The sequence below is a fragment of the Microbulbifer variabilis genome (assembly GCF_052467165.1).
This window is the reverse complement of sequence record NZ_CP174301.1, coordinates 1,918,649-1,937,066: the sequence shown is the minus strand read 5'-3', so window position 1 is coordinate 1,937,066 and position 18,418 is coordinate 1,918,649. Positions and strand designations below refer to the sequence as shown.

Genomic DNA, 18,418 nt, shown 5'->3' with positions numbered 1-18,418 from the left:
GGCTTGTATTTAATTTCCGGCTCGAGCGGTGCCAGTAAATGACTCAAGGGCGTTTTTCAGGGCGCTAAATAGACGGGGGATGTCTTTCCCAAACATCAGGTACAAGCAGGGCACCAATAAAAGTGAAATGGCCGTAGCTGCAAGGATTCCATAGCCCAGGGAAATGGCCATTGGAATCATAAATTTCGCCTGTACCGAGGTTTCAAAAATCATCGGCATTAAGCCACAGAAAGTGGTTACCGTGGTTAAAACAATCGGTCGGAAACGGCGCGCTGCCGCACGCTTGATTGCAGTCTCAGCATCAACGCCTTCCTCTCGCAGGCGATTACTGTACTCGATCATTACCAGGGTATCGTTAATCACAACACCAGCAAGAGCGACCATCCCCAACAAGCTCACCATGCTCATGCCATACCCCATGACCAAGTGCCCCAGAATCGCACCAATAACTCCAAAGGGAATCGCCACCATCACAATTAATGGCTGCATATAGCTTTTCAAGGGAATTGCCAGCAACAGATAAAGCACAGCCATAGCCAGCAGGAATGTCAGGCCAAGGGAAGCGAGGCCTTCGCGCTCATCCGCCTGACGCCCTTCGTACGAAATAGTAAGACCGGGAAATTCTGCTTGCAGCTGCGGAATAACACTGCGATCCAGCTCATTGATGACCAGTGCCGCCTGATCACTGGGCTCTACATTGGCAGAGGCAGTCAGCACCCGGCGCCCAGCACGACGGTTAATAGTTGCATAAGCGCGCCCCTTATCGATAACCACGAGATCCGTAAGAGGCATCCATAGGCCGCTGCCCGCGCGAATCATAATGTTATTGACGTCATCCATACTGACACGCTCGCTCTCCGGCAAACGCACCATGACCTTGACCTGATCTCGGCCGCGCTGTTGCCGCAGCGCCTCATCACCATAGAGAGCCGCACGTATCTGCCGGCCAATCTCCTCAGCCGACAAGCCCAGACTCTTGGCGGTTTCAGTAAGCGTCAGGTCAAGCTGGGTTTTTCCCAGGGTAACGCCCGCATCGATATCGCTGACATTGGGAAATTTTGCCAGCTCGGCACCCAATCGCGCCGCCGCCTGATCCAGGACTGCTGTATCGATATGGCGCAGCTCAACCGTGAGAGAAGAACCTGCGCCGGGCCCTCCCCGATCGGAGGCCGTAGTCGCACTTAAAGCTCCGGCAATTACACCAACTTCTTTCCGCCAGGCACGGACAAACTCACCGGTGGAAAATTCTCGCTGATCCGATGGCACGAAGAAAAAGTCCACCTGGACTGAGTCATCTCCCATCAAACCGCGATTCCCGAGAAATACAGCGTCGCGATCGTATTGCTCCAGAACCTTGTTGCCACCGGCAATAATCTGGGATCTGGCTTTCTCCAGCTGGTGTTGCGCTGTTCCCGTGGGGAAAGTCACCGCAAAGCGACCGGAATCCCGCTCTACCCTGGGCATCAACGTAAAGCCCATACGACCACTGGCGGCATAGCCACCAACTACCAGCAACGTGGAAATGGCAATAGCGATAGTGGTGTATCGGTGTCGCACACAGGCTTCAAGCAACGGGCGGAATCGCTCCTGTACAAATCGATCCAGGCCACGAGCCAATCTCTCCTGGCGGGCTGCAAAACGTTGCGCCCGCGGACTGTTATAGCCTCGGCGCGAATGGGCCAGATGCGCGGGAAGAATAAACAGTGCTTCAACCCAGGAGATAATAAATACCGAGCCCACAACGAAGGGAATAACGCCAAAGATTTTGCCCATAAATCCGGGCAGCGCCATCAACGGGATAAAAGCGACAATATTGGTGAGGATGGCGAATGTCAGGGGAACGGCCACCTGCCTGGCACCAGCAATTGCCGCCTGTAAATTGCTATAACCCTTCTGGCGCCACTCGTGAATATTTTCGCCGGCAATAATTGCATCATCCACCACAATACCCAGGGCGATGATAAAGGCGAACATACTCACCATACTGATAGAAATATCCAACCCGGGCAGGAAAAGCAACGCGCCGAGGAAACTAATTGGAATACCCAGTGTTACCCAGAAAGCCAGGCGCAATTCCAGGAAAGCTCCAAGTACAACAAAAACCAGTAACAAACCGATAAAGCCGTTTTTTAGTAACAGCGACAAGCGCTCCTTAAAAATCTCGGAATCATCATCGCGGATAGTGAGGCTCACTCCCTGCGGCAACGACGCCCGAACCTCATCAATAACTTCCCTTGCAGCATCGCTCACACTCAGTGGAGTCTGGTCTCCCACCCGATAAATTTTGATACCAACGGCCGGCTCACCGTTAAACACCATATTGCGGGCCTCATCCTCGAGAGCATCGCTGACAGTAGCGATATCACGCAAATAAACCGCGCCACCGCCACCACCCTGGGTAACAACAATATCGCCAAATTCCCGCGCCCAATCACGCCGTTCGGTAACCCGCACCAGAATTTCACCGGCATCGGTTTTAACACTACCGGTGGGAATATCCACTGCAGCGTTTTGAACAATTGTGGCCACCTGGGCCAGGGTCAGGTCATAGCGGCGCAGGTCGTCACGGTGTATTTCCACCGCCACTTCCAAATCGCGGACGCCCTGGGCCTCCAGCTGGGTTATGCCACTGTGGGCCTCCAATTTGTCATATACCTGCATGGCAAGTGCGCGCAGGCTCCGCTCATCCAGGTTGCCATGGAGGACCAGATCCAATACATCGCGCTTGCGTTCGGCCAGGTTCACCTGGGGCCGCTCAATATCGGCGGGAAATGTCGTTACCGAATCGATCGCCTGTTGGATATTTTGATAGACAAGATTGGCGTCGGCATCACCTTCCAGCTCCAGGTTGAGTACGGCAGAGCCTTCCCGGGCACTGCCACGCATCTCCTTAATACCCACCAAGCCCTGCACTGCCTGCTCGGCCGCTACCAGCACCCCGCGTTCAACTTCCTCCGGACTGGCGCCAGGATAAGAAATGGAAACGCTGACCAAGTCCAAACTGAATTCAGGAAAAACCTCTTTCTTGACGATCACGGAAAATATCAGCCCGCCGACAAGAAACACCAGCATCAGCAAGTTTGCGGTGACATGATTTCGCGCCATCCAGGCGATGGCGCCCGTTTTGGTATCGATATCTCCGTCTTCCACTCTCAGCTCATTCATTCGCGCCTCCGCCACTAGGGCCTTTTCTAGTGGAATTTTCGGCTGAGGCCGCTGCATCTGCCGGTGGCAGACGGGACAGGTTAATCTCTCCAGCGATCCGCACGGGCATTCCCTCGGTCACTGTAATCAGGCGCGTAGTCACCAGAGTTTCACCCCCACTGAGACCTTTCTCCAGTACTGCGTAATCCCCGCTGGTATAAGCCACTTCAACCGGCAAAACCGCAGTGCGGTTATCCCGCACTACCCATACGTTATCGCCGTCCTGTAGTGCGCTTAACGGAATCCGCACACGCTCCTGCGCACTTTGGGAAACAATCTCGACCCGCGCGAGATCATTCAGTAACAACTGGGGCAGCGATGGGTCCTGAACAGATAGAGGGTCGTCTAATTCCACCAACACACTGGCAAGCCTGCCCTGCTCTTCCAACACTGGAATCACGCGAACGAATTCACCACGACGATAAATACCTGCGGGCCACTGGCTGCCATAAATACGCACTTCAATATCACTGCTATTCAGGCGATACAGCTGAGAGGCTGGCACTTCCACAGCAATCTGGAAGCGATCGGCACTGGCCAGGCTATAAAGCGTATCCCCGGGAGATACCCGATCACCCACATCCACACTGCGACTCACTACAAGTGCATCGAAAGGCGCTCGGACCTGAGTGAGACGGAGGTTGCGCTGGGCAAGTGCGACATCGGCCTCTGCAGCCTCCACGCCAGCCTCGGCAGCGGCCTGCTGGGGTTCACGTAGCACCAGTGCGCGGTCGGCATCTGAGAGAGTTGTGCCAAGCAGCTCATATTCCTCCAAAGCCACCTGCTGCTGGCCACGCTCCTGCTGGAGTTCCGCTCGGCTTTTGGCAAGGGTACTTTGAGCAGTTTTTAGCGCCAGCTGATAGGGTTCCTGCTCTATACGAAGCAACACCTTACCTTTTGGCAGAACCGCACCTGGCCCCAGGTCGTAATCAAGCCATTCAACCTGACCATCCACCTGCGGTTCCAACTCCGCCTGTTCGCGCGCCGCCACTGTTCCCAGGGCACTCAGGGTAAAAGAAAAACGCCCCTGCTCTGCCAGGGCAACATCCACCGCCGGTGCTGACACCTTGCGCTCACCACGTCCCACGGTGGGTTTCTCACGGATCAACCAGCTGGAAAGCAAAAATGCCAAAACCAGCAAAACTACAGGCATCAGCAAGCGCCAATTGAATTTATTCAGCATTAAGATTTCCCTCCAGGTACAGCTCCAGATCCACTGGCTCAGGTACGGGGAGGTCCTCCTGAGGAAGCCCCCCGGAAAGTGCGCGGTAAAGTGTCACTCGGTTTTCAATCAACTGGCGTTCAGCGGAAAGCACCTCACGCGCCAGATTTTGGTAATCGGTCGTCGCAGTTAGAACATTGAGGAAGTCCACAGTGCCATTGATATAGGCGCGACTGCGCCGCTGGGCAATCAATTCCGACAGGCGCTCACGCTCCCGCAGGTGCCCAAGCTCCTGTTCAATGGCGCGCTCGCGAATTAAGGCCTGTTCAACTTCTGATAGCGCTTCATTCACCGTACTGCGATACAGCGCCCAGCTCTCCTGCAAGACCGCACCCTGCTGATCTCGCTTGGAAGCCAGTGCCCCACCATCAAAAATGACACCCTCAATAGACGCGGCAATCGCAATCAGCCAGTTCTCGGTAATATCGCTTATCAGACTTGTGCCATTACTGGCGACAGCGGACAAACTGAGCACAGGAAGCCGATCCGCCCAGGACTGGTCCGCCAAGTGGTAATCCTGAAGCAGGTTGCGCTGGGCCTCACGCACATCCGGGCGGCGCAACAATAACTGGGAGGGAATACCGGTATCCGGCAGTCCTGGCAATACAGGCAAGCTTGCCACCTCTTGGATATAGCCTTCCAATTGGGGCTCATTGGTCCCAAGCAGAGCAGCTAACTGTACCTTGAGCGTTTCGATATCGGATTCGGTCTGCTCCAGTTCCTGCTCAGACCTCTGAACAAGCTGGCGTTGCTGCAACACATCGGCAGCATCTGTGACACCGCGACCAAATCGCAACTCCAATACCTTCAGACTCTTGCGATTGGTCTCAAGTTGCTGCTCCAGCAAATCGCGCTGCCCCCACTGCTCGCGCAGCTGTAACCAGGTAGCAGACACTTCAGAAGCCAAACTGAGAGCCGCAGTCTGAAGGTTTTGTTCCTGTGCCAGGAAGTTCGCCTCAGCAGCACTGGCACCGGAGCGTACGCGCCCCCACAAATCCACTTCATAACTGGCAGCGATACGGGTGCTCCAGCTGTTGCCCTCGTTAGACGGATCAGTAAATTCACCGGATGAATAGCGCTGCTCGGTATTTTCCACCTGGGCGGTCACGCTGGGCCAGAATCCCGAGCGCGCTCCCCGGGCCGCGGCGGCAGCTTGCTCAAGACGCCAGTAACTGGCCTGCAGGCTCGGATTGTCCTGCAGGGCCAAGTGAACCAGTTGATCTAATTGGGGGTCATTAAAACTACGCCACCAGCGCAATTCCGGAGCCACACTGCCGGAAGCACCAAAAGTTTGCGGCAGCCCTAAAATTTCCTGCGATTGAGGGGGTTCGACAGGTTGCGAAGAACAGCTGGCAAGCAAGGGAATACAAATTGCCAAAACGCGGTAAAAGCACAAGGAATATCACCGAAAAAGAGTTTTAAGCCATTAAAAGTAGAGATTTATTGCGTGCATTATCTCCCCGAAAAAATGCCCGGCAAGGCGTTTTACTCTTGTTTACAAACCGCGGGGAAAATCCTGTGAAATTTTGCCGTCCGTAAGAGTGCCCCAACGCAACTACTTAGGTATGATGCGCCACACTAAACTGAATGGTCACCGGGATTTGCCGCGGGATTCTTCGATAGTCCCCATGACAATCGGTGTTGGCCAGGCATCCATTAAGCCTGACCAGCTGGACATCCGGTGCAGATTAATAACGGAAGTAGAAGAGACAAGCCATGAGTAAACATCAGCCCCTCGCCCATTGGGACGACATTTTGCTGCTGGATCAGCAGCTGACCGACGAAGAGCGTATGGTGCGCGACGCCGCGCGCGAGTACTGTCAGGACAAGCTGATGCCCAGAGTCCTCGAGGCAAACCGCCACGAAATCTTTGACCGGGAAATCATGAGCGAAATGGGTCAACTTGGCCTGCTCGGTTCCACGATCGAGGGCTACGGCTGTGCCGGTCTCAACTACGTTTCCTACGGCCTGGTAGCGCGCGAAGTAGAGCGCGTGGACTCCGGTTACCGCTCCGCCATGAGCGTACAGTCCAGCCTGGTTATGCACCCCATCTACGCCTACGGCAGCGAAGAGCAAAAGCAAAAGTACCTGCCCAAGCTGGCCACCGGTGAATGGGTTGGCTGCTTTGGCCTGACCGAGCCAGATGCAGGCTCCGATCCCGGCGGCATGAAAACCCGCGCCAAGAAGGTTGACGGCGGCTACCGCCTGAGCGGTTCCAAGATGTGGATCACCAACAGCCCGATTGCCGATGTATTCGTAGTCTGGGCAAAAGACGATGAAGACATTATCCGCGGCTTCGTACTGGAAAAAGGTATGGAAGGCCTGTCGGCTCCTAAGATCGAAGGCAAGTTCTCCCTGCGTGCCTCCATCACTGGTGAAATCGTGATGGATAATGTTTTTGTACCGGAAGAAAACAAATTCCCGGAAATCGGCGGCCTGCGCGGCCCCTTCGGCTGTCTGAACCGCGCCCGTTACGGTATTTCCTGGGGCGCCATGGGTGCCGGTGAGTTCTGCTGGCACGCCGCTCGCCAGTACGGCCTGGATCGTAAACAGTTCAACCGTCCGCTGGCTCAAACCCAACTGTTCCAGAAGAAACTGGCAGACATGCAAACTGAGATCACCCTGGGCTTGCAGGCCTCCCTGCGCGTTGGCCGCATCATGGACGAGAATAAGCAATTCGACCCCACCATGATCTCCCTGGTGAAGCGCAACAACTGTGGCAAGGCCCTGGAAATCGCCCGTATCTCCCGCGACATGCACGGCGGCAACGGTATCTCCGACGAGTTCCACGTAATTCGCCACGTGATGAACCTGGAAGCGGTAAACACCTACGAGGGCACCCACGACGTACACGCCCTGATCCTCGGTCGCGCCCAGACCGGGCTACAGGCTTTCGTTTAAGGCCCGCATACAGGCGCCCCCCGGCACTTGCCGGCGGGTGCGCCAATACCCGTTTCTCTGCTCTTTCCCGCTTTTTAGCTCGGTATCTCAATATTCGATTTCAATACGGTTCTCTCTCCGTACCAGTTGATTCTGTCACACACTGTCGACCCCTCTCTCCCCATGCCAAATAAGGAGTGCTATCCTCCCCTGCTTTGCGAGTCTGTGGATTTAAAGACACTATGGATCAACTGCTGCATTGGTTCGACCTGATCGGCATAGCGGTATTTGCCTTCAGCGGAGTGCTTGCCGCGGGACACAAACAAATGGACCTGTTCGGCGCCGTAGTACTCGCCTGCGTCACCTCGACGGGTGGAGGCACCATCCGCGACATCATCCTCAACATCCCGGTTTTCTGGCTACAGGAACCTTACTACCTGTGGATTGCCGTAATCACCGGTGTGGTCAGCTTTTACCTGATACGCTATTTACAGGTACCCATGCGCCTACTGATGTTTGCCGATGCTATTGGCCTCGCAGTATTTGTGGTGATCGGTACCCAGAAGGGCCTCGAAATGGGTTATTCCGCCACTATCGCCATAGTAATGGGAATGATGACAGGCACCTTTGGTGGTGTTATCCGCGACGTGCTGTCTGGGGATATTCCCTTGCTGTTGCGCAGGGAAATATATGCTACTGCAGCCCTCACTGGCGCAGCCGTTTTGGTTGCTTTAGATGCCAATGGCAAACTGCCAGGCGATTTGGTGGTGGCCATTGCAGTGCTTGTCACCCTGTCTATCAGGCTGGCTGCCATACGCTGGAATCTTTCCGCCCCCATAGCCCGGTTTGGTAATCATTGACTTTGGCCAACTCCGAAACCCAAACATCAGTATTCGACACTGCTCACAGGAATAGACCCAGTGCGTAACTTTCGCCCGCTCTCCACCCTACTTTGCTTTCTCTGCCTGGTGCTGAGCGCCTGTGAGCGATCAGACCCGGACGCGAAACCAGGTAAAGAGAAGGAGCCCAAGAGCCATACTCGCTTGATCTCCAAGCCCTGCTGGTTTGAAACCGACGACAGCTGGCCCTTTACCCAGTGCTTTATGATGGAAGTCCCAGAGGATTATGCCCATCCAACACGGCGGAAAATCCGCTTTCCGGTTATCCGTTTCCGCGCCAAAGAGCCCGATGCCAGCAAACCGCCCCTCCTTCACTTAGGAGCCGGCGGCCCCGGCGCAAGCATGGGTCTGGAACCAGAGAATGCCAGCGACTGGCTATGGCTAAACTACGCCGCCATGACGGTCGAAGACGGCCGGGATCTTATTGTGATCGACCCCCGGGGCACCGGCATGGCGCGGCCACGCCTCACTTGCAGTGAATTTATTGATGATGCCCAGACCGCTTTCCAGCGCAAGCTTTCACCGGAGGAGGAGGCGCGTGTTTTCGCTTTCAGTATGGAGCGTTGCTACAGTCGCCTGAGTAAAGGCGCCGATATGGCCCAATATAACAGTACAGTGGTAGCGCGGGATGTGGATGAGCTGCGCAAGCTACTGAAGCTCGATGAACTCGACCTATACGGTGTTTCCTATTCAACCCGGTACGCACTCACCTATGCCCGGGATTATCCTGAGTCTGTACGCGCACTGGTACTTAACAGCGCGGTATTTCCCAACATCGCCTACACCCAGCAGCTAGCCCAGGATTCGCTGGCAGCTTATGAGCGCGGCCTCAAACATTGTACTGAGGATAAAAAATGCAATAGCCGCTACCCGGATCTCCGTCGCAGACTGGAAAACCTGGTGCAAACCCTCGATGAGGAGCCCCGCACCATCCATATCAAACACCGCTATTCAAAACAGACCTACCCGTTCGTTCTGAACGGACAGCGTTTGCTGCGAGTGCTTTTCCAGGCACTGTACAACGAGAATTTCTACAGTGAACTGCCAAAAATGATCGAAGGACTGGAGAGCAGCGGCGATGAAGGACTTAAACCTGTACAAAAAGCCATCGGTCACTTTATGGAAATTGTGCTTGACCCCTATTTTGGCGATGCTGCCGGAGTCAGCCATTTCTGCTATGAAGAAGCGCCTTTCGTGGATTTTGACCAAGCCCGCGCCAGTGCCGAAAATACCGGAATCCTTGGTGGCGCCGTACGCTCAGACCTGAGCCTGCTACAGCTGCAGTGCCGTATTTGGGCGATTCCCTCAGCACCACTACTGGAATCTGAGGCCATTGAAACTCCCGCACCGGTAATGGTGCTGCACGGAGGTCTCGACCCGGTATTGGCTGCGGAGGATGTAGATGCTGCACGCAAAGCCCTACCCAATCATCAGTGGCTACTTTTCCCCAAATTGGCACACGATATTATTTCCGCCAGCAGCTGCGCCGAGAAAGCTGCCGGCCGCTTCCTGGACAATCCACTAAAAGATCAAACTCAGGCCACCATGACTTGCCGTAAGCAGGAACTCGCCGAGCAGGAGGCAAATAAAGAAGAGGATCAGCAGGCAGAATCCAGTGAGGCTGAAAACCAGACTTCCGAACCCCCGGTGGCATCGCCAACACAACCACCAGCAGCCTCGGAAAGTGGCCAGCTGAATTAACAACAGCATGGCTTTCCACCTACTCAACCAGCCAGGCCTGTACATACTCAGAACAGCTGGCAAAAACCAAGAATACAGGCTGAGCTAATTTGCCAACCTGGAGTCAGGCAAACCAAGGGAATTGAGCAGATGCAAACGGATGACAATACTGCACTGATTGAAGTAGCTGACCTGGTAACACTTCAAAAAAGTTCTGACCCCGTAATCCTTGACTGCCGTTATGAGCTGGCTGACCCGGAGAGTGGTGCTCGAGATTACGCTGCGGGACATATTCCTGGGGCCCACTACGCCAGTCTACACCGGGATCTCTCAGCCCCAACGCAACGTTTTGGCGGGCGGCATCCCATGCCCACCAGCGGCCAGTTCCAGGAATATGCCCGCAGCCTTGGTATCAATGACGATACACCTGTCATCGTCTATGATGACAACCGGCTGGGTTTCGCCGCGCGAGCCTGGTTCCTGTTTTATTTTTTTGGTCACAAGCCTGTCAGCATCCTAAATGGGGGGCTGAAGGCTTGGCTTGATGCTGGAGAGGCGCTTAGCACCATTAAACCCATTGCCCCGAAATCTGGAACCTTTACTGCAAGACCCAAAGAAAATCTGTTGGTGCACTATGAGGCGGTCAAGGAAGGTTTAAACGGCGCGTCATGGCAGCTTGTTGATGCGCGGGATAGCCAGCGTTTCAACGGGATTCAGGAGCCCATTGATTCTATAGCCGGTCATATCCCTTCAGCTATCAATCAACCCTGGCAGAATGTCACGGACAAAAATACCGGAAAAGTAAAGTCAACTAAGGAACTGCAAGCTCAGTTTGGCAGTCTGGGAGAAGGTAAACCGCTGCTTAACTATTGTGGTTCCGGTGTCACTGCCTGCGTGAATTTCTTTGGGCAATACCTGGCCGGTCGAAAAGATTCTCTGCTCTATCCCGGCAGCTGGAGCGACTGGTGTGCGCACCAACAATGAGTGAGTCGCTCGTGTTTACCTATCCGGTCCAGGTGCGAAGGAAGGCGGTAAATGGGGACCCTAGTCCCGGAGTGTTGCCGGAAAATACATTGCTGTGAGGGCAGCTATATCTACCCTCACACCTATTCAATGGCAACAATCACTCAAAGCGTCACCACACCCTGTTGATGTAGGCATCAACAGACCAATCACTACGAAATTGTATCCAACCACGCATATAGGCATGCCGGTAATACGCATCGAAAAAGTTAAGGAAGTCTCCTTTTGTCGCAAAACGGTACTCTCCATAGTTTGGATCGAAAAAGAGCGCACCTATATCAGAGTTCACCCTGTCATCTGCAACCCAGGCTGCAACAGCGTGCCCTGCTCTGCGGCCAGAGAAAGTAATATATCCATACGCATCTCGTAAACTGCGCAGCGCATTTACCAGGCTCGTATTAATTGGCGGAATTGGCTGAACTGGAGGTACTGGCTGGCCCGGTTGAATAACAACCATATTGTTCAATGCAACAGCAATTGCACTTGAACTCCAGCGATCTTCTTTATGCAAACCCTGATTTATTAGCCAGTTTTCGATATTTAATCCCTGTCTACCACCTCCATAAGTCCAGGTACGAAAATCCCGCCCCACCTTTATTAGCTCGCCAATATTTAGGGACCGATATGTGCGAAAACTAAAAGCACCAGCATTATGGACCCGGGGAGTTAAGCCTAATTTATCCGGCAAACTTTTATCGTCCAGTGCGTTGGTCTTTATCCAGTGCGCAGCTAGAGATGCGCAAATTCCAAACTTACCAAATCTGAAATAATGAATATAAGCCCGTGGTGAGGACTGGGAGAAGCCCCAGGTTTTTACACCATTGTTACGCTTGGCTATACGATCAACCCCCATAACAGTATTCCTCCTGAATGGATAGTTTATTAATCATGACAAACACGAGTGATACACCTACCTTCCAGTGGAGATGAGGCTCTCTTGTAGCTCATGTCATGAGCCAGACTTTACGAGAGCGCATAGCCTTCCGCTTTAGATCCTGAGCGTATTTTTTTAGGTTTTGGTCTTAATTGATTTTTTAAGGAAAGTACTGGCAGTATTTGAGCACCGGAACGTTTATTGGGAGGGTTTTTATAAAGGCAGGGAAATGAGGGGGGACGTAAATCACATCAAAAAATAGGCGGCACTTTTCATGCCACCTATTACTGATTCAATATGGGGTCTAATCGTGCATTGGATTGCGCAGGATCGGACAAATCGCTTCCTTATTTTTCGCCATATACTGCTGGTGATACTCCTCAGCGTAATAAAACGGCTGCGCCATGCTGATCTCAGTAGTCACCTCGCCACGCTGTTTTTCATCCAGCGCCGCCTGCACGGCATCCCTGCTGGCCTCTGCTTCTTTCTTCTGCTCTTCACTGGTGCAGAATATGCATGAGCGATACTGGGAACCAATGTCATTACCCTGGCGCATACCCTGGGTTGGATCATGCATGTCCCAAAACAGCTTTAGAAGCTCCGCATAGCTGACAACCTTGGGATCGTAAACCACCTTAACCACTTCAGCGTGCCCGGTGCGCCCGCTGCATACCTCGTCGTAATTCGGGTTTTCTGTCGCCCCGTCGGAGTAACCAACGGCGGTGGCAAAAACACCATCAGTTTCCCAAAATATACGTTCGGCGCCCCAGAAACAGCCCATACCAAACATGGCAACTTCCATATCTTCCGGGAACGGCTCTTTGATAGAGTTACCATTAACGAAGTGGACGCCAGTGATTTCCATCGGCTGCGGCCGACCAGGCAAAATCTGATCCGCATCCGGTATCTGGAATTTGTCGTATTGCATACTGTTATCTCAAGTGCTGAAATTTTCTTCAAACAGGATAGCCATAAGCTGCTAATCCGCCCAGAGCCATACTTAGGCCAGTTTAACCCAGTGATCAAACAGGTCAGAGAGATATTTGATCACTGAGTTAAAAATTGGCAGATCAACAATAAAAGGAGTCGCCATTGGCACGCTTAATCTTACTACTGCTTATCTTGATTGGAGTCTGGTATGCATGGCAGAAAATCAAGGCCAGCTCACCTGAAAACAAGCGCAAGCAGATTTTTCTGGCCACAGTTTTAGCGGCTGCGGTAGTCGTCGTTTTACTCGCACTGAGTGGCCGCCTGCACTGGGTTGGCGCCGCTGTGCTTCTGATCCTGCCGGTGCTCGGCCGCCTGCTTAACCAACTCACCCGTTTATTGCCCTGGATGGCACCGTTCTTTGAGCGATATTCCCGCAACCGACAGCAACAAAATCAACAACAGGGCGAGGAAAACTGGCAGGGTCAAAAAGCAGCTCAAAAGGATCAGGGCCCACCTCTCACCGAGCATGAAGCCCGGCGAATCCTGGGAGTGAGCGCCAATGCGGGAAAAGATGAAATTATTGGCGCACACCGTAAGCTGATTCAGAAATTACACCCGGATCGTGGCGGCAATGACTACTTGGCATCCCGGGTAAACGCCGCCAAAGAGTTATTGTTGCGTATTTTGTAATCAGGGCACCCTGCAGAGGAAGTGTATATAGCGAGCCAGCTGCCGATATGGGTCGAGCTGAGAGTACTCCAGCTCCTTTTGCACAATCGCCGCCGCTGGCAATTTTTCTCGAATTGAGGGCGTCATAAAATCGTGGAAACAGCGAATGCCACTGTGACACTTAACATCAAAGCCAACTTCTCCCAACCACCCCTCCACCCACTCTGATAACAAGGGGTTTTGCGGGGTGAGACTGCCCGGATGCCCTCCCCAGTAGTCCTCTCCAATGTTGCGTTCAAGCTGGCGAAAGCTACCGCGCTGCAGCAGGCGAAACTCCAGCGCACGGCGATTGTAAAATGTCAGTGACAGGTATCCGCCGGGCTTCAGCAATCGGCGCAAATGCTGCAGCGCCTGCTGCGGTTCTTCCAGCCACTCCAGCACTGCATGGCAGATCACCAGGTCCGCCTCGCGCAGCTCTGCCTGTTCAGGCAATGCCTGTAACGGCTTATGCAGGAGTGTCACCTGCTTTTGCAGTTGTCGCTCTTCGACCTCAGCTGCGGCATGCTCTAGCATCTGTGCAGAAATATCGGCCAGGAAAACCCTGTGTCCAGCCTGCGCCAGATCCATAGCGAAATGCCCCTGGCCACCACCGGCATCCACCACTTTTAAAGAGTCTGACCTTCCATTGAGCAGCGGCGCCAGATCCCTGTTCAGCACCGCCAGGCGAATATCCCCCTTGAGCCCCCCATAGATACGGTTGCGAAAACGGTGTGCCAGGTCATCAAAGTTGCGATCGCTAAAACGACTAGCGCTCATCGGCTTCCTCATTACACAAAGCTATCTCACAGCGGCGACGATTCTCATCAATTTTGTCGCGTAGGGCGGCATCCAAATCCACCCCCAATACCGCAGCCAGCTTGATGAGATACATCTGGATGTCCGCAAGCTCCGCGGCGATCCCCATCGAACCTTCAGTTTGCATCAGAGCCTGTATTTCGCTGTTATCTTTCCACTGAAAACATCGCCCAAGCTCAGCAACCTCTACCGACAGTGCCATTGCCAGGTTTTTAGGAGAATGTAACGGTTGCCAACCGCGCGCTTCGGCCACTGCGTCGAAGGCCGCCAGGATTTCACGATGGGTCATCAAATTTCTTCCTCTGCTGACGTTCCAGACCGCCCTCACGCGCTGCCAAAATGGAGTTCAGTGCCTTGGACAAGAACTCACGCCGATACAGTACGCAGACCACAAAGAGGTAACTCGCAATAAAGAGCAGCGGATGGATAAACCAGCTCAACACTGACATAGAAAAGTAATAGGAACGCAGGCCGTAATTGTAACTGTGGCCCGCGTGATCGATCACCTTGGCAATGCTGATCGCAAATCTGCGGCGCTCTTCCTCAGAGAGATCACCGGTTTCCGGCGGCGGCGCAGCGCCAATCAGGACGTTGGCAAAGGAGTACTGGCGCAAAGACCAGGTGAAATTAAAAAAGGCATAGATAAAAATCAGGATCAGCAGCATCACCTTGAGCTCAAACTGCTCGACGGAGGTTGGCTCAGCAAAAGGCAGGCTCGTAATCACTTCGATAGCGGCCTTATTTGCGGTTAGGGCTGTTACCAAACCCGCCAGGATCAGGATACTGGTAGAAGCGAAGAAGCCAATCACCCGCTCCAGGTTACTCATGATCGCCGTGTCGGCCATACGCATATCCCTGTCAAGCATGCGCAGCATCCACTCCACCCGGTACCATTGCAGCGAGGACGTCAGGCACCAGGTTTCCTTGGCTTTTTTTCGCGCAAATATGGTGTAGCCGACCCAAGTAATAAAAAAGCCAGTGACGCTGGCGAAATCCAACCAGGACAACCTCTATCTCCCTGTTCGTCTACATTTATGCCGGGGCTTTGGAAGGCGAAGTCTTCGCCTTGCTGGCATCCTTGTCAACACTGTCTTTCCGGTGTGTGCAAGCGGTAGAATAGCGCCCTTTCGCCAGCGACAGAGGCTGGCTAGAAAATTTCCTATAACTCCAGGGAGCTGTCTTTTGAGCAACTCACATCCTGCATTCAAACTGGTTACCAGCGCAGAAATCGATTCTCTCGGCGTGCGAGTCGAGGAATACCGCCACAATACTACCGGTGCACAGCACTTACATATCGCCGCAGACAACCCGGAAAATGTTTTCCTGGTCGCCTTGCGCACTGTGCCGGAAGACTCCACCGGTGTGGCACATATCCTTGAGCACACCGCATTGTGCGGCAGTGACAAGTACCCGGTGCGGGACCCGTTCTTTATGATGATCCGGCGTTCGCTCAACACGTTTATGAACGCCTTTACCAGTTCCGACTGGACCGCCTACCCCTTTGCCAGCCAGAACCGCAAGGATTTTGACAATCTACTGGATGTCTACCTGGATGCTGTATTTTTTGCGCGCCTGGACCCACTGGATTTTGCCCAGGAGGGACATCGCCTGGAGTTTGCCGAGGCAGATAATCCCAAAAGTGAACTTGTTTACAAGGGCGTAGTGTTTAATGAAATGAAAGGCGCCATGAGTTCTGTCAGTTCACAGCTGTGGCATACGCTGAGTAAATACCTGTTCCCTACTTCCACTTACCACTATAACTCCGGTGGTGAACCTACTGATATTCCCAAGCTCAGTTACGAGCAGCTGGTGGCCTTTTACCGCAGCCATTATCACCCGAGCAATGCCATCTTTATGACCTTTGGCGATATTCCCGCCGCAGAGCACCAGGCAGCGTTCGAAGAAAAGGCCCTGCACAAGTTCGACCAGCTGGAAAAAACGATTGCCGTTGGGCGCGAGGACCGTTACCAGGCGCCGCTCAAAGTTGAGGAGCACTATCCGCTGAACGGAGAGGCACTGCAGGGTAAAACCCATATTGTCCTGAGCTGGCTGCTGGGTGACGTCACCGACTTGGAAGAAGCCCTTACTGCTCATCTACTTGCAGGTGTGCTACTAGACAATAGCGCCTCCCCACTGATGAAGCTGCTGGAAACTACCGACCTGGGTACTTCCCCATCCCCGCTTGTAGGCCTGGACGATTCCCAACGCGAGCTGGTCTTTGTCTGCGGTATTGAAGGCAGCGAGCGCGAGAGCGCCGACGAACTGGAAAAGCAAGTACTGGCAGTGCTGCAGGAAGTTGCGGAAAAAGGGATTCCCTACGAACAGGTTGCCGCCAGCCTGCACCAACTAGAGCTGCAACAGCGCGAGATTGGTGGCGACGGCTACCCCTACGGCCTGCAGCTAATCCTCACGGCCCTCACTGGCGCCACCCACCGCGGCGACCCCATCGGCCTGTTAAACATTGATGCCACTTTGGAAAAACTGCGCGAGCAGATTAAAGATCCCAGGTTTATCGCCGACAAAACCCGCGAACTGCTGCTGGATAATCAACACCGTGTGCGTCTGGTAATGAGCCCTGACGACCAACTGGCTGAACGCCGGGAGCAGGCGGAAAAAGACCAGCTGGCGCAGATCAAATCCCGCCTCAATGAAAAAGACAGGGAGCAAATTGTCGAAACCGCCAAGGCCCTGGCCGACCGGCAAAATCGTGAAGACGACGCTTCTATTCTGCCAAAAGTTGGCATCGAGGATATTCCGGCAGAACTGCCAGATGTAGAGGGAGAACAAACCTCTCTCGGCAACCAGACATTAACCCGCTACAGCGCCGGCACCAATGGCCTGGTCTACCAACAGATGGTCAGCGCACTGCCGGAGTTCACTGAAGAAGAAAAACAGTTACTGCCTTACTACTGCCAAGTACTGAGTGAAGTTGGCCTGGGAGACAAGGACTATCTGGAAGTACAACAGTGGCAGACACGCGTAGCCGGAGCCTTACATGGTTTCACCAGCAGCCGCACTGCCATTGATAACCTCGATCATCTTTCCGGCCACTTTATCCTGTCCGGCAAGGCGTTATCGCGCAACCAGGAGGAGCTGACTGAACTAATGCAGGCCACCATGGAGCAGGTCCGCTTCGACGAGCATGCCCGCATCAAGGAATTATTACTACAGACCCTGGCCCGCCGCGAGCAGGGCGTAGTTGGTAATGGTCATGCCCTGGCAATGGCCGCAGCGAGTGCCGGCTTTAACCGCGCCGCCTGGGAAAGTCATGCCACAGGCGGCCTGCTGGGCCTGCGCGACTTAAAAGCACTGGTCGCCAACCTGGACAAAGAGGAAGGCCTGCAGAAACTTACCGCGCAGTTCCAGGCTATTCACCAAAAGATCCTGGCTGCACCACGTCAATTCCTGCTGGTAGGTGAAGAAGATAAAATTGACAGCTTCAGCCAAGCGCTGTCGCCACTCACTTCCAACCCCAGTACCACCGCGGCAAATCCGGAAGCACCTTTCGAACAAAAGCGGGTTGAGGAACTTTGGATTGCCAACAGCCAGGTGAATTTCTGTGCCAAGGCCTACCCAACTGTGCCCATGTCACACCCGGACGCGGCACCACTGTCTGTTCTGAGTGGCTTCCTCCGCAATGGCTTCCTGCACCGCACCATCCGCGAACAGGGCGGCGCCTACGGCGGCGGCGCGGCACACGACAGCAATATTGGAGTGTTTCGCTTTTATTCCTATCGCGATCCACGTATGGGAGAAACTCTGCAAGACTTCGATGCCTCTCTACAGTGGCTGGCTGAAGAAAAACACAAGGAAGAACAGGTTGAAGAAGCCGTTCTCGGTGTCGTCGGCGGACTGGACAAGCCAGGCTCCCCCGCCGGCGAAGCCAAGAAGAACTTCCACTCGGGCCTTTACGGTCGAACCCACGCAGTACGCCAGCAATTCCGCAAACAGGTAACAGAAGTGACCTTGCAGGATCTTCAGCGAGTGGGCGCCACTTATCTGGACCAGAGCAAGGCGAGTACCGCTGTAGTGACAGGTCCCCAAGGCCAGGCTGCCGCAGCAAACCTCAACTTGCAGGAAGAAAAACTCTGACAGAGTCCTGTGCTCTATCCCCGGTAAAGTTATTGCCGGGGATAGATCCCGCAGCCGACGCGCATCCGGCAGGCCCCAAGCCTGCCTGTT

The 18,418-nt window shown here is 53.9% G+C and carries 14 protein-coding genes; 6 read left to right on the top strand and 8 right to left on the bottom strand.

The genetic code is table 11. From position 1 onward, the window contains the following. Positions 1-9: 9 nt before the first annotated feature. Genes ACJJIP_RS08710 through ACJJIP_RS08700 form a run of 3 tightly spaced genes read right to left on the bottom strand, consistent with a single transcriptional unit; the run spans position 10 to position 5,822 of the window. Positions 10-3,165, bottom strand: a complete 3,156-nt coding sequence (locus tag ACJJIP_RS08710; RefSeq protein ID WP_444946678.1) for an efflux RND transporter permease subunit — start codon at positions 3,163-3,165, stop codon at positions 10-12. Then, positions 3,158-4,387, bottom strand: a complete 1,230-nt coding sequence (locus ACJJIP_RS08705; RefSeq protein ID WP_444946677.1) for an efflux RND transporter periplasmic adaptor subunit — start codon at positions 4,385-4,387, stop codon at positions 3,158-3,160. The genes ACJJIP_RS08710 and ACJJIP_RS08705 overlap by 8 nt, the downstream gene beginning before the upstream one ends. Then, positions 4,377-5,822 carry an efflux transporter outer membrane subunit gene (locus ACJJIP_RS08700; protein ID WP_444946676.1) on the bottom strand — a complete coding sequence of 482 codons (1,446 nt, stop codon included), beginning with the start codon at positions 5,820-5,822 and terminating at the stop codon, positions 4,377-4,379. The genes ACJJIP_RS08705 and ACJJIP_RS08700 overlap by 11 nt, the downstream gene beginning before the upstream one ends. A gap of 320 nt (positions 5,823-6,142) precedes the next feature. Between ACJJIP_RS08700 and ACJJIP_RS08695 the strand changes: the two genes are divergently transcribed. The 4 genes from ACJJIP_RS08695 to ACJJIP_RS08680 all read left to right on the top strand — a co-directional run bounded on the left by ACJJIP_RS08695 (position 6,143) and on the right by ACJJIP_RS08680 (position 10,869). Beyond that, entirely contained in the window at positions 6,143-7,327 is a 1,185-nt protein-coding gene (locus ACJJIP_RS08695) for an acyl-CoA dehydrogenase (RefSeq protein WP_020413010.1), read from the top strand. Between the two features lie 221 nt (positions 7,328-7,548). After that, positions 7,549-8,166 (top strand): trimeric intracellular cation channel family protein, encoded by a 618-nt coding sequence (locus tag ACJJIP_RS08690; RefSeq protein WP_020413011.1) that lies wholly within the window; start codon positions 7,549-7,551, stop codon positions 8,164-8,166. A gap of 60 nt (positions 8,167-8,226) precedes the next feature. Continuing rightward, complete coding sequence (locus ACJJIP_RS08685) at positions 8,227-9,906, top strand: alpha/beta hydrolase (protein WP_444946675.1); 1,680 nt, start codon at positions 8,227-8,229, stop codon at positions 9,904-9,906. Between the two features lie 129 nt (positions 9,907-10,035). After that, complete coding sequence (locus ACJJIP_RS08680) at positions 10,036-10,869, top strand: sulfurtransferase (RefSeq protein WP_444946674.1); 834 nt, start codon at positions 10,036-10,038, stop codon at positions 10,867-10,869. Positions 10,870-11,020: 151 nt separating this feature from the next. Here ACJJIP_RS08680 and ACJJIP_RS08675 read toward each other — a convergent pair whose 3' ends face one another. Together ACJJIP_RS08675 and msrA are read right to left on the bottom strand one after the other, a co-directional pair. Further along, positions 11,021-11,761, bottom strand: a complete 741-nt coding sequence (locus ACJJIP_RS08675) for a YopT-type cysteine protease domain-containing protein (protein ID WP_444946673.1) — start codon at positions 11,759-11,761, stop codon at positions 11,021-11,023. Positions 11,762-12,086: 325 nt separating this feature from the next. After that, a complete protein-coding gene (gene msrA / locus ACJJIP_RS08670; RefSeq protein WP_020413015.1) occupies positions 12,087-12,710 on the bottom strand; it encodes a peptide-methionine (S)-S-oxide reductase MsrA in 624 nt (207 codons plus the stop codon). A gap of 164 nt (positions 12,711-12,874) precedes the next feature. On the opposite strand from msrA, the gene ACJJIP_RS08665 reads away from it, so the two are divergent. After that, positions 12,875-13,402, top strand: coding sequence for a DnaJ domain-containing protein (locus ACJJIP_RS08665; protein WP_282953331.1), 528 nt, complete (start codon positions 12,875-12,877; stop codon positions 13,400-13,402). On the opposite strand, the gene ACJJIP_RS08660 is transcribed toward ACJJIP_RS08665, so the two are convergent. From ACJJIP_RS08660 to ACJJIP_RS08650, 3 genes are read right to left on the bottom strand one after another with little or no spacing between them, the layout of a single operon-like run. After that, positions 13,403-14,197 (bottom strand): methyltransferase domain-containing protein, encoded by a 795-nt coding sequence (locus ACJJIP_RS08660; RefSeq protein ID WP_444946672.1) that lies wholly within the window; start codon positions 14,195-14,197, stop codon positions 13,403-13,405. Beyond that, a complete protein-coding gene (locus ACJJIP_RS08655) occupies positions 14,187-14,525 on the bottom strand; it encodes a nucleotide pyrophosphohydrolase (protein WP_444946671.1) in 339 nt (112 codons plus the stop codon). Before ACJJIP_RS08655 ends, ACJJIP_RS08660 begins: the two co-directional genes overlap by 11 nt. After that, positions 14,512-15,243 (bottom strand): DUF599 domain-containing protein, encoded by a 732-nt coding sequence (locus ACJJIP_RS08650; RefSeq protein ID WP_444946670.1) that lies wholly within the window; start codon positions 15,241-15,243, stop codon positions 14,512-14,514. The genes ACJJIP_RS08655 and ACJJIP_RS08650 overlap by 14 nt, the downstream gene beginning before the upstream one ends. Positions 15,244-15,418: 175 nt before the next feature. On the opposite strand from ACJJIP_RS08650, the gene ACJJIP_RS08645 reads away from it, so the two are divergent. Beyond that, the gene (locus tag ACJJIP_RS08645) at positions 15,419-18,328 is read left to right on the top strand and encodes an insulinase family protein (protein WP_444946669.1); all 2,910 of its coding nucleotides are present in this window, start codon (positions 15,419-15,421) and stop codon (positions 18,326-18,328) included. Positions 18,329-18,418 lie beyond the last annotated feature (90 nt).